This is a genomic window from Pseudomonas sp. CM25 (assembly GCF_013179705.1).
Classification (GTDB): domain Bacteria; phylum Pseudomonadota; class Gammaproteobacteria; order Pseudomonadales; family Pseudomonadaceae; genus Aquipseudomonas.
The window spans coordinates 1-13,211 of the sequence record NZ_JABMCW010000149.1 but is presented as its reverse complement, the minus strand read 5'-3'; the positions used below and the strand labels follow the sequence as shown (position 1 = coordinate 13,211).

Sequence of the window (13,211 nt, the reverse complement as noted above, 5' to 3'; positions counted from 1 at the left end):
TCTGCTCACCCTCGAAGTCATGGATCGCCGTGCGTACGGTCTGCCCCGCCACCTTCTCCGGGCATACGGCATGGACCGTGTGGCCGACCATGCTTAGCGCCTGGAACGGCACCATCGCTTCGTAATCCTCGACGTAATCGCCGACCAGCATGAGAATCTTCTTCGCCGTCATCGCACCCACTCCTTGCATTGCCCGTGAACAGTCAATGCACGATAGCCGCTATCAGTCGCGCCGGTCGAGCAGGTTGACCACCAGCCGGTCCAGCCAGCCCCATACCCGCTGCTTGACGCGCCGCCACAGTGGCCGGGCATGCCAGTGGGCGAGGTCGACTTCCTCGCTGTGGGCAAAGTCACGCTCGAAGCTGGCCACCACTGCGGCGGTCAACGGTGGGTCCAGCGCCTCGATGTTGGCTTCCAGGTTGAAGCGCAGGTTCCAGTGGTCGAAGTTGCACGAACCGACACTGACCCAGTCGTCTACCACAGCCATCTTCAGGTGCAGGAAGCAGGGCTGGTATTCGAATATGCGCACCCCGGCGCGCAGCAGGCGGGGGTAGTAACGATGCCCGGCGTAGCGCACAGACGGGTGGTCGGTGCGCGGGCCGGTCAACAGCAGGCGCACATCCAGGCCCTTGCTGGCGGCGCGGCGCAACGAGCGGCGCACGCTCCAGGTCGGCAGGAAGTACGGCGTGGCCAGCCACACCCGTTGCTTGCCACTGTTCAGGGCCCGCACCAACGAATGCAGGATGTCCTGATGCTGACGGGCGTCGGCATAGGCGACCCGTGCCATGCCCTGCCCTTGTGCAGGCGCCTTGGGCAGGCGCGGCAGGCCGAAGCCTTCGGCGGGGCGCCAGGCGGTGCGGCGGTTGTTGGCGTGCCACTGGCGGTCGAACAGCAGCTGCCAGTCGCTTACCACCGGCCCTTGCATCTGCACCATCACCTCGTGCCACTCGCTGGTCTGGTCGCCCGGCGTCCAGAACTCGTCGGTAACCCCCGTGCCGCCGACCACCGCCCAGCGTTCGTCCACCAGCAGCAGCTTGCGGTGATCGCGGTACAGGTTGCGCAGGCCGCGCTTCCAGCGCAGGCGGTTGTACCAGCGCAGGTACACGCCCGCGTCCAGCAGACGCTGGCGCAACTTGCTGTTGAATGCCAACGAGCCGTAGTCGTCGAACAGGCAGCGTACCCGGACCCCACGGCGGGCGGCCTGTTCCAGCGCTTCGACCACCGCCTCGGCGCAGGCGCCGGCCTCGACCAGATACAGCTCCAGGTCAACCTGAAATTCGGCGCGCACTATCGCGGTGAGCATGCGCGGAAAAAACTCGGGGCCGTCGATCAGCAGTTCGAACTGATTGCCATCCCGCCAGGGGAAGACCGGCCCCGGCATGTCAGCGCGCGGTGAAAATCAGTACCGCGTTAACCGGTACCGACGGATTGATGGACGTGAGCTTGGCAAACTTGCGCAGGCTTTCCAGCCCTGGCAGCAGGCCGAAGTCCTCGGCACGCAGCACCACAGGCTCCAGGGTGACGACCTGGAAACGGCGTTCGTCCAGCCGAGTGGCCAGCAACAGCGCGTTGTAGCTGTGCGACTGGCCGTGCAGGGTGACAGTGAGTGGCAGGCGCAGCTCGATCTGCGCACCGTTGGCCAGGTCGTTGATCGGCTGCAGATCCAGTTGCGCCTGCACCTTGGCCTCGGCAAAGCGCTCGACCTCGAACAGGCCGTCACGCATGCGTTCGTCACGCAACGGAATGCCGCTGCTGACCGAGTCCATCTCGATGCTCAGCCCCGCCACGCCCTTGCGGTCGACCTTGCCATGCAGCACCAGAAAGCGATGCACTTCAGCAGTGTCGCCGTTCTTGCCGGTGATGAATGACAGGCGAGACGATTCGCCATCGAGGTGCCAATTGGCGTGGGCGGGCAGGCAAAAAGCCAGCAACAGGGCGGGTAGCAGACGGGGCAACTTGAACATGACAGATCTCGTGAAACCAAGCCGCCAACCTTACCCGCCCGCCTTCACGGCAGCAAGCGGCAGCCCTCGCGCTGGCTTTGCCAGGCAGCCTGGTTGCGCCGGCCCAGGCCCTCGGCGGTCACCTGGCGCTGCTGGCTGTTTTCCTCCAGCGAACTCAGCGGCAGCCATTGCTGCACATAGCCCAGGCAATACGCCTGCTCGAAGCCCATGACGAAACGGCACGAACAATATTCCTTGGCCGAGTAGGCCGAGAGGATGCCGGGGAAGTCTGCCAGGGCCTGGCGCTCCTGCCAGGCCCAGTACAACAGCCCCGCCAGCACCAGCAACAACATGCGCTTCATGCACCCTCCCCGGCCAACGCAGCCAGTACCCGCTTGAGCAGCTCATCGTGGCGGTAGCTGCCGTCGCGGTCATCGGCATAGCGCACGATCACCAGCTTTTGCGCGGGCAGCACGTAAAGCGCCTGGCCCCAGTGACCGAGGGCGGCATAGGTGTCTGCGGGCGCATTCGGCCAAGGCCGCTGGGCACCGCCCAGTGGCTGGTTGAGCCACCAGTGGCCGCCGGGGTTGGCCTCGCCGGGTACCGGTTGGGCAAGGGCAAATGGCGTGCGGTTGAAGGCCACCCAGGCCTTGGGCAGCAGTTGCCGGCCCTGCCACTGGCCGTCGCGCTGCATCAGCAGGCCTATTCGGGCCAGGTCGCGGGCGCTCAGGTAGAGATAGGAAGACCCGACATAGGTACCCGCGCGATCGCGCTCCCACACTGCGCTGTCGATACCCAGCGGAGTGAACAGCGCATGCCAGGGGTAATCGGCGTACTGCCCGGCATCGAGCATGCCGCGCAGTGCGCCAGCCAGCAGATTGGTATCGCCACTGGAATAGAGAAACCGCTGGCCGGGGCTGGCCGCCGTGCCCCGCGCTGCCGTGTAGGCCGCCATGTCCTCGCGGCCACGGGTATACAGCATGGCCACCACCGAGGATTTGAGCGGGGCGTACTCGTAGTCTTCCTGCCAGTCCAGCCCGCTGGCCCAGTGCAGCAGGTCGGCCATGCGCACGCCGGGGTGGGCGCCCATGGCCGGGTAGAAACGAGCGACCGGGTCTTGCAGCTGGAAGCGTCCTTCGCCCTGGGCGACGCCCAGCAGCGTGGCCAGTACGCTCTTGCTGACCGACCAGGTGAGGTGCGCTGTGGCGGCGGTGGTGGGGGCTGCGTAGCGCTCGTGGAGGATACGGCCGTCGCGGATGATCAGCAGGGCATCGGTGCGGATGCCGCTGCGCTCGGAGGTGGGGTTTGCGGGGAATGCGTAGGCGTCGACGGCTTGCCAGTTGAGGTTAGCCTTATCGATCGGCCAGTCAGGCTGAGGCCATGCCTCCGCCCAGGCGCAACCCGTAATCATCGCCAGTATCAGCAGAAGTGCCTTCATCGCGTTCGCCTGCGTTGGGGCTGCTGTGCAGCCCATCGCCGGCAAGCCAGCTCCCAAAGGTACGGCATATACCTCGGGCATTGCGCGATCAATGTGGGAGCTGGCTTGCCGGCGATGGGCCGCAAAGCGGCCCCAGGATTCAATAGTTCACGACAACCTATCAGGCATTCATGACAATCCCGCAGCAGTCCAAGCCTTGTTCAGCCGCTTCTCCCGCGCCGCCGCAGCCAGCGCCATTACCCCTTGGTCACGCTGCCAGATTTGTGCCCAGTGTTCCGGCCCCATCGCCAATGCCGCATCGATTTCCCCGCGCAACGCCTGAAACTGCGCAAACAGCCCGCCCAGCAACAAATGACAAGCCACGCTATCGGCACACTGCCGACTGCCCTCGGCGCACCCGGCCAGCAGCCCAAGCAACTGCAGGCGCAACCCTTGCGGCCAGGCGCATTCCTGCCCTACGCCATACAGCCAGGCCGTCAATGCGGTCAGCACGTACAGGTCCTCCAGCGAGCGGAACGGCTTCACATAAGCATCCCAGCCATCACCGGCCAGCAACTCGCAGGCGGCATGATCCAGCAGCACCCGCCCGTGGCCAACCTCTGGCATCAGCGGCAGGGTCGGCAGTGGCTCCAGGGTCACGCCATGCACCCCGGGGTACACCACTGCCAGGTTCAACTGCGGCGCCGCACCGGGCGCTTCGCTGCGCGCCGCCACCAGCAACCATTGCGCCTCCAGCCCTGCAGTGACGAAGTCCTTGCTGCCTGTCAGGCGCAAATCCTCCAGGCGCGTGCGCATGTCTGCCGGCCGCACACTGCGCCGCTCGGTCGCGCACAGGGCCCCGAGACTGGACGGAGCGCTGGGCCAGAGCACGCGCAAGGCCGCCTGATAGCCCAGCAGAAACGCCAGCCCCGGGGTGGCCATCGCGCGCCCTCCCAGAACTGCCAGTTCGAACGGGACAACCGGGCCAAGGCGCTCAAGCAGCGCGGCGTAGGTCTCGCCCAGGGAGCCCGCCAGCGTTTGCCGATGCGGGTCGTTGAGTCGTTGCAACCAAGCCATTGGACAGCTCCTCGCTGGGGCTTTCGGTGAAGGCTTTCGGGGGTGTCACGCAAGCATCACCAAACATTCACGGGGGTGACACCGCGTCTACCTAGGCTGACTTTGCACAACAAAGCCGACCGGCCGCAACCCTTCATGGCTGGCTTATGGAGACTCGTAATGACTCGGATCGCTCACTCTGGCGACAACAGCACTGAACGCCGTCTGCAAGCCGAACGCCTGGTTGGCGCCGCGGCCCTGCAAGAAGCCCAGGCCCTGCGCTACAAAGTGTTCAGCGCAGAATTCAAGGCCCGGCTCAGAGGCGCCGAGCAAGGCCTGGACATGGATGACTACGACGTGCACTGCCGCCACATTGGCGTACGCGACCTGAGCACCGGCAAGCTGGTCGCCACTACCCGCCTGCTCGACCATCAGGCCGCCAGCAGCCTGGGCCGTTTCTACAGCGAAGAAGAATTCAGCCTGCACGGTCTGTTGCAACTGCAGGGCCCGATCCTCGAACTGGGCCGTACCTGCGTGGCCCCCGACTACCGCAACGGCGGCACCATTGCCGTGCTCTGGGGCGAACTGGCCGAAGTGCTCAACGAGGGCCGTTACAGCTACCTGATGGGCTGCGCCAGCATCCCTATGCAGGACGGCGGCGTGCAGGCCCACGCTGTGATGCAGCGCCTGCGTGAGCGCTACCTGTGCACCGAACACTTGCGCGCCGAGCCGAAGAACCCGTTGCCGAAGCTGGCCCTGCCCGGCAACGTCATCGCCGAAATGCCACCACTGCTCAAGGCTTACATGCGCCTGGGCGCGAAGATCTGCGGCGAGCCGTGCTGGGACGAAGACTTCCAGGTAGCCGACGTGTTCATCCTGCTCAAGCGTGACGATCTGTGCCCACGCTACGCCCGCCACTTCAAGGCAGCGGTCTGATGCCGAAGTTGCGGGCACTGGCCCGCCTCACTCGCCTGCTGCTGGTGCTGCTTCTGGGCATGCTGATGGCCAGCGTGATCGCCGTGGGCGAGCGCCTGGGCTTCAAGGCGCCGATCGAGCGCCGCCAGCGCTGGAGCTGCCTGTTCATGAAACGCCTGGTCGCCGCCCTGCCCTTCGATGTGCGGGTGGTGGGCGCGCTGCCGCAACGGCCGATGCTATGGGTCAGCAACCATGTTTCCTGGACCGACATACCGTTGCTGGGCATGCTGCTGCCGCTGTCGTTCCTGTCCAAGGCTGAAGTGCGCCACTGGCCAGTGGCCGGTTGGCTGGCGGAAAAAGCCGGCAGCCTGTTCATCCGCCGTGGCGGCGGCGACAGCCAGCGCCTGCGCGAGCAGATCGCCGGGCAACTGGGCCTGGCCCGGCCGTTGCTGATCTTCCCCGAAGGCACCACCACCAACGGCCGCAGCCTGCGCACCTTTCATGGGCGTCTGCTGGCAGGCGCCATCGACCGTGGGGTGGCGGTGCAGCCGGTGGCTATCCAGTACCTGCGCGATGGCCAGATCGACACGATTGCGCCGTTCATTGGCGATGACGACATGGTGTCGCACCTGATGCGCCTGTTTGCCCAGCCGCGGGGTGAGGTTTGCATTCACATGCTGCAACCGATCGGTAGTGTGGGCAAGGAACGCGCGGTGCTGGCGGTGCAGGCGCAGCAGGCGATTCACCTGGCGCTGTTTGGGGTTGAAGACGTTGAGGTAGCACCACGGCGGCAGGCGCGGGCTGCTTGAGTGCCACAACATAAGCAGCGCCTGTGAGATCCAGCGCCGCCCGCGCGGCGCGCGATCTCACAGGCGCTGCATATCTTTCGGCAAGCACCTGTCAGCCCTGATGCAGTCCCCGACGCCCCGCCGCCGCAAACGCCTGCAACTGCGGATAAAACTCCCTGAAGTCCAGCATCAGCGGCTCATACAGCTTTTCCAGTTCCCCCATCACCCCTGCCAGCCCCTCCGGCCGCGACAGCCGCCGGGCGATGCCATTGAACACCTGCTCCAGAGTGGCAAAATCACCATATGCGCCCAACCAGTCATCCGCTGCCATGAACGGCGCGATCCGGGCCAGCCGCCCGGGCAGCTCTGGCTCGGCCAGCAATACCTGATAGAACCCATCGGTAAACTGCTCAAGCGGCTGCTCGGCGTAGTCATGCCAATGCCGCGCCAGGCAATGGTCGAAGAACACATCCAGGACAATACCCGCGAAGCGTCGCCGCTCCCGTGGGAAACGTGCCAACGCCGCCAGCACCAAGGGGTGTTGATCAGTGTAACTGTCGATATGCCGGTGCAGGCGTATCGCCGCCTCCAGCGCAGGTGGGAAACGCCCCTCCAGCGAACCTTTGACGAAATCGCCATACAGGCTGCCAAGCAGTTGTTGCGGCGCCGGGCCGCCCAGGTGCAAGTGTGCGAGGTAGTTCATCAGCGCAGTCTAGCATCGCCTGGGGGTATATCGTCATAACCCGATATAGCGTTTGGCACTCAGTCAAGAACGTTTTCATATTTGTATATCGTCATTTTCCGATTTATATTTCGCCCTATCGCGATATGCCGCTACATAGAGCCTCAACCCATGCCTCTCGATCTCGACGAAATAATAAAAGCGCTGGCCCACCCGGTCAGGCGAGAAATCCTCAGCTGGCTGAAAGACCCGGCAACGCACTTTCCCGACCAGTACCACAGTACCGATAACGGTGTGTGTGCAGGGCAGATCGACCAACGTTGCGGCCTCTCGCAGTCGACTGTTTCCGCCCACCTGGCGACATTGCAGCGCGCCGGGCTGATCCGCAGCCAGAAGATCGGCCAATGGCACTTCTTCAGACGCGACGAAGCCACCCTCCAGGCGTTCCTCGAACAACTGCGCCAAGCGCTTTGACCAGCAGGTAACCGTTATGACCACGCTTTTCGATCCGATCACCCTGGGCGACCTGCAACTGCCCAACCGCATCATCATGGCCCCACTCACCCGCTGCCGTGCCGACGAGGGCCGCGTCCCCAATGCGCTGATGGCCGAGTACTACGTGCAGCGCGCCAGCGCCGGGCTGATTCTCAGCGAAGCGACCTCGGTCAGCGCCATGGGCGTTGGCTACCCGGATACCCCCGGCATCTGGAACGATGAGCAGGTCCGAGGCTGGAACAACGTAACCAAGGCGGTACACGGCGCAGGCGGGCGCATTTTTCTGCAACTGTGGCACGTAGGGCGCATCTCACACCCCAGCTATCTCAACGGCGAACTGCCGGTGGCCCCCAGCGCGATTCAGGCCAAGGGCCATGTGAGCCTGGTGCGCCCGCTCAGTGACTACCCCACCCCGCGCGCGCTGGAAACCGAAGAAATCATCGATGTGGTCGAGGCTTACCGCAGTGGCGCCGAAAATGCCAAGGCCGCCGGATTTGACGGTGTGGAGATCCACGGCGCCAACGGCTACCTGCTCGACCAGTTTTTGCAGAGCAGCACCAACCAGCGCACCGACCGCTATGGTGGCTCGCTGGAAAACCGTGCGCGGCTGCTGCTGGAAGTAACCGACGCGGCAATCGAGGTGTGGGGCGCAAACCGGGTAGGCGTGCACCTGGCGCCGCGTGCCGATGCCCACGACATGGGCGACGCCGACCGAGCAGAAACCTTTACCTATGTGGCCCGGGAGCTGGGCAAACGCGGCATCGCCTTTATCTGCTCGCGGGAGCGGGAAGCCGATGACAGCATCGGCCCGCTGATCAGGGCTGCATTCGGTGGCCCTTACATCGTCAACGAGCGTTTTGACAAAGCCAGTGCCAATGCCGCCCTGGCCAGCGGCAAAGCCGATGCGGTTGCGTTTGGCGTGCCATTCCTCGCCAACCCCGACCTGCCGGCGCGGTTGGCGGCGGATGCGCCGCTGAACGAGGCTCGGCCGGAAACCTTCTATGCCAAGGGGCCGGTGGGTTACATCGATTATCCGCGCTTGTGATCCTGGGCCATTCGCCGGCACGCCCGCTTCCACAGAAGGCATGTGGGAGCGGGCGTGCCGGCGAAGGAGACGCGGATGATCTTACGGCCGGGCGCTGATCTGCTTCTGCAGGTTCTGCACCTGGCTTTGCAAGGTGTTCAGGTTACGCGTCGTCTGCGCGCGGAAGGCATCGAACTCCTGCACCGAAGCACCACTGGCCGCAGCTGCGGCCGGGCGGTTGTCGATCTGGCTCTTGAGCACCACCATGTCCTGCTCCAGGCTCTGGATGGCCGCGCTCGGGTTGCCTTGCTTCTTCAACGCAGCCACCTCGCTGTCCAGGCTCTTGAGCTGCGCGTCCAGCTTGCCGCCATCGACCTGCGCAGCCTTCAGTGCGACAACCTGCTCGTCCAGGCCCTTGAGCTTGGCATCCAGCTTGCCACCGTCAACCTGCCCAGAGCGCAACGCGGCCAGTTCGCCATTCACCAGCTTCAACTGGGCCTGTAGCTGGCCTTGCAGCTCGGTCACGGCTTTCTGCTGTTCACGGGTGTCGGCCAGCACCTGCTCCAGGCGCTTGCCAAGGTCGCCGGTCTGCCCGGCCACACCCTGCTGCAATTGACGAAGCTGCCGCTTCAGCGCCTCGCTGCTGGTGGTGGCGCCCGACTCGCTGGCCTCGACCTTGCCGCTGATTGCCTGCAAACGCCCGGCGGCCTCTTCACTGATACGGGCAAAGCTTTCCTGGGTTGCCACCAGTTGCTGCTCCATCAGCGAGATCTGCTGGAAGCTCCACCAGCCCAGGCCCGCCAGGGCAATGAACGAGGCGCACAGCAATGCCCACAGCGGCGCGGTACTGGCGCCGCGGGCCGCTTTCTGACGGCTACGCACCACGTGCGCCGGCAGCAGTTCGTCATCATCAACCGTGCCCGCCCGCAAGGAAGGCACGTCATCGTAGTCATCGTGAGCATGGTTACGCATGGATACATTCAACCGCGGTAGTCGCAAAGAGGCACGAGTATAAACCGCCAGCGCGGCGCATTGATGACCATTGTCCGCCCGGCGGCTTCACTGCCCCGGCGGCTGGTGCTTCCACCAGGCGCAGAATTCGTCCAGCGCCGTCCACAGGCTGACCTTGGGCTGGTAGTCCAGGTACTGCCGGGCGCGGCTGATGTCCAGGGTAAAATCACGGCTCATCACCTGCATCCCCAAGCGCGACAGGGTCGGTTGCGGGCGCCCCGGCCACAGCATGCAGGCCGCCTCGTTCAGCGCAGCCAGGCTGTAGGCCAGGCCATAGGAGCGGTAACGGGTAACCTGTGGCAGCTGCATCCTGCGCATCACGTAGTTGACCACGTCCCACAGCGGAAGCGGCTGGCCGTTGCTGATGTTGTAGGCCTGCCCCAGCGCCCGGTCGTCGGCGAACAAGGCGCTGAGCAGTGCCTCGTTGAGGTTGTGCACACTGGTGAAATCGACTTTGTTCAGACCGTTGCCGATGATCGCCACGCGGCCCTTGCGCTGCATCTGCATCAGCCGTGGGAAAATGCTGGTATCGCCGGCGCCGGTGACGAAGCGCGGGCGCAGCGCCAGCACTTCGAGGCCGAACTCCTGGGCGCCAAACACCTTCTGTTCCGCCAGATGCTTGGTTTGCCCGTAATGGTCATGGAAACGCCGGGCTACCTGGTCTTCGCGGATGTCCAGGCGCGAGCGGCCATTGAAATAGATCGAGGGCGATGACAAGTGCACCAGGCGCCGCACGTGCTCCTTCAGGCAGCCCTCGACCACGTTTTCCGTGACCACCACATTGCCCTGGTAGAAGTCCTGGTAGCGCCCCCAGTTGCCCACCGCACCCGCGCAGTGCACCACGGCCTCGACGCCCTGGCACAGGCGCCTGGCCAGTTCGGCATCGCCAAGGTCGCCGGGGATGAACTGGGCGCCGCGCTTGACCAGGTGTTCGACCCCTTCGGCGCGGCGGCCACTGACCCGTACGTCCAGGCCCTGCTCCAGGGCGAAGCGCGCAAAGCGCCCGCCAATGAAGCCACTCGCGCCGGTGACCAGAATTCGCATGTAAGACTCCGTCTCGCCAGATTTCAGATGCAACAGACGCCAGCCGTGGCTACAAGGGCACCAGCCATTGTCGTGCGGTGTGCCGCAGGTGGTCAGTCAGTTGCGCGAGCAATTGCCCGCCATTGCGCCAATGATGCCAGTACAGCGGCACATCGATGGGAGTATCGCTGCAGATTTCCACCAGTTGCCCGCCGGCCAGTTGCTCGCGGGCCTGCAGTTCGGGCACCAGCCCCCAGCCCAGCCCGGCCTCGGTCATGCGCAGAAAACCTTCGGAAGACGGGCACAGGTGGTGCAGGAAGCCGTCCTCGATGCCCAGCGATGCCAGGTAGCGGTGTTGCAGGAAATCATCCGGGCCGTACACGATTGCCGGGGTGCGGGCGAGGCGACTGGCCACGAAACCGTGGGGAAAATGCCGCGCCATGAACCCGGGGCTGACCAGCGCCCGATAGCGCATGGCGCCCAGCGGCAGGCTGCGTGCGCCTGCTACCGGGCGCTCGCTGCCACACAGGCAGGCCGCCACTTCGCCTGCGCGCATGCGTTTGAGGCCCACGTCCTGGTCCTCTACCACCAGGTCGGTCAACACGTTCTGCTGCGCGCAAAAGTTGCCCACGGCGCCGGCCCACCAGGTGGCCAGGCTGTCGGCATTGAGGGCGATGCGCAGGCGCTCCGGCATGCCCTCTTCGTCCAGCGCCGGTACCTGGCGCTGCAGGTCACGCTCAAGCAGGCGTACCTGTTGCACATGGTTGAGCAACTGCCGGCCGACTTCGGTCGGGCTGGGCGGCGTGGCGCGGATCAGCACCGGCTGGCCGACCCGCGCTTCAAGCAGCTTGATGCGCTGCGAGATGGCCGATTGCGACAGGCCCAGCACCTGCGCCGCGCGCTCGAAACCAGCCTGCTCGATCACCGCCGCAAGGGCGGCCAACAGTTTGTAATCGAACATCACATTTCCTAATGCCAGATCAGCTTTATTTGTTTTTCTTATAGGCCACAAACCCACAAAATTGCCAGCATCTTTTACGGAGTACTCGCCATGTGGCAAAGCTATCTCAACGGCATGCTGGTGGCCTTCGGCCTGATCATGGCCATCGGCGCGCAGAATGCCTTCGTCCTGGCCCAGAGCCTGCGCCGCGAGCATCACCTGCCGGTGGCGGCACTGTGCATTGTCTGTGACGCCATCCTGGTGGCCGCCGGCGTGTTCGGCCTGGCCACGGTGCTGGCACACAACCCGACCTTGCTGGCGGTGGCCCGCTGGGGTGGCGCGGTGTTTCTGATCTGGTACGGCGCCAAGGCGCTGCGCAGTGCCTGCTCCAGACAGAGCCTGCAACATCAGCAAGGCCAGGGCACGCGTTCGCGGCGCGCGGTGCTGCTGAGTGCCTTGGCGGTGACCCTGCTGAACCCGCACGTGTATCTGGACACGGTGTTGCTGATCGGTTCGCTGGGGGCACAGCAGACCGAGCCTGGGGCCTATGTGGCCGGAGCGGCGAGTGCTTCGCTGCTGTGGTTCTCGACCCTGGCGATTGGCGCGGCATGGCTGGCACCTTGGCTGGCGCGGCCGGCGACCTGGCGCATGCTTGATCTGATGGTGGCGGTGATGATGTTTGCGGTGGCGGCGCAGCTGGTTTTCAGCTGAGTTGGCTTCGTCGGTGCCCGTCATGCCCCCCCACCACCTGTCGCCCCCCGCCAAGCGCTCTGGAACCTCTATTCCCTATCTTTGTTGCGTGGTTATGCGCCGGGCCCGGTGCTATGATCCAGCCCTTGCGTCGCAAAGAGTAAAAACTCGCCGACGCTTATCGGGCCGCCCGTGATCGGCCTTGCGCAAACCGCAAACAGACCTGAATCAGGAGATCCACCATGGCTTTTGAATTGCCGCCGCTGCCGTACGCCCACGATGCCCTGCAGCCGCACATCTCCAAGGAAACCCTGGAGTATCACCACGACAAACACCACAACACCTATGTCGTGAACCTGAACAACCTGGTCCCAGGCACCGAATTCGAAGGCAAGTCCCTGGAAGAGATCGTCAAGAGCTCTTCGGGCGGCATCTTCAACAACGCCGCTCAAGTCTGGAACCACTCCTTCTACTGGAACTGCCTGGCACCCAACGCCGGTGGCCAACCAACCGGTGCCCTGGCTGACGCCATCAACGCCGCTTTCGGTTCCTTCGACAAGTTCAAGGAAGAGTTCACCAAGACTTCGGTTGGCACCTTCGGTTCCGGCTGGGGCTGGCTGGTGAAGAAAGCTGACGGTTCCCTGGCCCTGGCCAGCACCATCGGCGCCGGCTGCCCGCTGACCAGCGGCGACACCCCGCTGCTGACCTGCGACGTCTGGGAACACGCCTACTACATCGACTACCGCAACATGCGTCCGAAGTATGTCGAGGCGTTCTGGAACCTGGTCAACTGGGCCTTCGTTGCTGAACAGTTCGAAGGCAAGACCTTCAAGGCCTGAGTCATTCAGCCCTGAAAAAACCCGGCCATGTGCCGGGTTTTTTTATGCCTGCACCGCGGGGCAGGGCCGGCACACTTTTGCTTGCTCAGCCCGCATAGCACGCTAACATCAACCCTCTGGAAGATTGCTACAGCGCACTCAAGTTGCGGGGTCAGGCAACCGATACACTGCTCATGGTCGGCCGGTAGTGTATCGTCATCATTGATGGCAAAATGATGCCATGCGCATGGATTAAGGAAACCCCATTGAAGCTGGAATTGCGGAACAGCTTGTCGGTCAAGTTGCTCAGGGTCGTGCTGCTGTCGGCGCTGGCGGTCGGCGTCGTGCTCAGCTGTGCGCAAATCGTCTATGACACCTACAAGACCCGCCAGGCCGTGAACAACGATGC

Annotated in this window: 17 protein-coding genes; 7 read left to right on the top strand and 10 right to left on the bottom strand. The window is 64.3% G+C overall.

Features of this window, described 5'->3' with window-relative positions; translation table 11 throughout:
- The 6 genes from HP546_RS16495 to HP546_RS16470 form a co-directional block, all read right to left on the bottom strand.
- On the bottom strand, nt 1-172 hold a 172-nt coding region (locus HP546_RS16495; protein WP_172227451.1), incomplete at its 3' end, for a DJ-1/PfpI family protein.
- A gap of 51 nt (nt 173-223) precedes the next feature.
- Nucleotides 224-1,381: a phosphatidylserine/phosphatidylglycerophosphate/cardiolipin synthase family protein gene (locus HP546_RS16490; RefSeq protein ID WP_172227449.1), complete on the bottom strand. Its 1,158-nt coding sequence runs from the start codon at nt 1,379-1,381 to the stop codon at nt 224-226.
- Nucleotide 1,382: 1 nt separating this feature from the next.
- Nucleotides 1,383-1,964 carry a YceI family protein gene (locus tag HP546_RS16485; RefSeq protein WP_172227447.1) on the bottom strand — a complete coding sequence of 194 codons (582 nt, stop codon included), beginning with the start codon at nt 1,962-1,964 and terminating at the stop codon, nt 1,383-1,385.
- A 44-nt stretch (nt 1,965-2,008) separates the two neighbouring features.
- Nucleotides 2,009-2,305 (bottom strand): amidase, encoded by a 297-nt coding sequence (locus tag HP546_RS16480; RefSeq protein ID WP_172227445.1) that lies wholly within the window; start codon nt 2,303-2,305, stop codon nt 2,009-2,011.
- The gene (locus tag HP546_RS16475; protein WP_172227443.1) at nt 2,302-3,381 is read right to left on the bottom strand and encodes a serine hydrolase; all 1,080 of its coding nucleotides are present in this window, start codon (nt 3,379-3,381) and stop codon (nt 2,302-2,304) included. Before HP546_RS16475 ends, HP546_RS16480 begins: the two co-directional genes overlap by 4 nt.
- A 168-nt stretch (nt 3,382-3,549) precedes the next feature.
- Nucleotides 3,550-4,437, bottom strand: a complete 888-nt coding sequence (locus HP546_RS16470; RefSeq protein ID WP_172227441.1) for an acyl-CoA dehydrogenase — start codon at nt 4,435-4,437, stop codon at nt 3,550-3,552.
- Nucleotides 4,438-4,596: 159 nt separating this feature from the next.
- On the opposite strand from HP546_RS16470, the gene olsB reads away from it, so the two are divergent.
- Nucleotides 4,597-5,352, top strand: a complete 756-nt coding sequence (gene olsB / locus HP546_RS16465; protein WP_172227439.1) for an L-ornithine N(alpha)-acyltransferase — start codon at nt 4,597-4,599, stop codon at nt 5,350-5,352.
- Nucleotides 5,352-6,140: a 1-acyl-sn-glycerol-3-phosphate acyltransferase gene (locus tag HP546_RS16460; protein WP_172227437.1), complete on the top strand. Its 789-nt coding sequence runs from the start codon at nt 5,352-5,354 to the stop codon at nt 6,138-6,140. The genes olsB and HP546_RS16460 overlap by 1 nt, the downstream gene beginning before the upstream one ends.
- A 91-nt stretch (nt 6,141-6,231) precedes the next feature.
- Here HP546_RS16460 and HP546_RS16455 read toward each other — a convergent pair whose 3' ends face one another.
- Nucleotides 6,232-6,822: an ACP phosphodiesterase gene (locus HP546_RS16455; RefSeq protein WP_172227435.1), complete on the bottom strand. Its 591-nt coding sequence runs from the start codon at nt 6,820-6,822 to the stop codon at nt 6,232-6,234.
- Nucleotides 6,823-6,972: 150 nt separating this feature from the next.
- On the opposite strand from HP546_RS16455, the gene HP546_RS16450 reads away from it, so the two are divergent.
- Nucleotides 6,973-7,275: a helix-turn-helix transcriptional regulator gene (locus HP546_RS16450; protein WP_172227433.1), complete on the top strand. Its 303-nt coding sequence runs from the start codon at nt 6,973-6,975 to the stop codon at nt 7,273-7,275.
- 16 nt (nt 7,276-7,291) lie between these two features.
- A complete protein-coding gene (locus HP546_RS16445) occupies nt 7,292-8,341 on the top strand; it encodes an alkene reductase (RefSeq protein WP_172227431.1) in 1,050 nt (349 codons plus the stop codon).
- A gap of 81 nt (nt 8,342-8,422) precedes the next feature.
- Here the strand turns inward: HP546_RS16445 and HP546_RS16440 are convergent, their stop codons facing one another.
- The 3 genes from HP546_RS16440 to HP546_RS16430 all read right to left on the bottom strand — a co-directional run bounded on the left by HP546_RS16440 (nt 8,423) and on the right by HP546_RS16430 (nt 11,315).
- The gene (locus HP546_RS16440; protein ID WP_172227429.1) at nt 8,423-9,292 is read right to left on the bottom strand and encodes an ATPase; all 870 of its coding nucleotides are present in this window, start codon (nt 9,290-9,292) and stop codon (nt 8,423-8,425) included.
- 87 nt (nt 9,293-9,379) lie between these two features.
- Complete coding sequence (locus HP546_RS16435) at nt 9,380-10,375, bottom strand: NAD(P)-dependent oxidoreductase (RefSeq protein ID WP_172227427.1); 996 nt, start codon at nt 10,373-10,375, stop codon at nt 9,380-9,382.
- A 49-nt stretch (nt 10,376-10,424) separates the two neighbouring features.
- Complete coding sequence (locus HP546_RS16430) at nt 10,425-11,315, bottom strand: LysR family transcriptional regulator ArgP (protein ID WP_172227425.1); 891 nt, start codon at nt 11,313-11,315, stop codon at nt 10,425-10,427.
- A 90-nt stretch (nt 11,316-11,405) separates the two neighbouring features.
- Between HP546_RS16430 and HP546_RS16425 the strand changes: the two genes are divergently transcribed.
- The 3 genes from HP546_RS16425 to HP546_RS31845 form a co-directional block, all read left to right on the top strand.
- On the top strand, nt 11,406-12,005 hold the full coding sequence (locus tag HP546_RS16425) for a LysE/ArgO family amino acid transporter (protein ID WP_172227423.1): 600 nt from the start codon (nt 11,406-11,408) through the stop codon (nt 12,003-12,005).
- Nucleotides 12,006-12,226: 221 nt separating this feature from the next.
- Nucleotides 12,227-12,823: a superoxide dismutase gene (locus tag HP546_RS16420; protein ID WP_172227421.1), complete on the top strand. Its 597-nt coding sequence runs from the start codon at nt 12,227-12,229 to the stop codon at nt 12,821-12,823.
- 245 nt (nt 12,824-13,068) lie between these two features.
- Nucleotides 13,069-13,211, top strand: a 143-nt coding sequence (locus tag HP546_RS31845; protein WP_172227419.1) for a hypothetical protein, incomplete at its 3' end; no start/stop codon positions are given.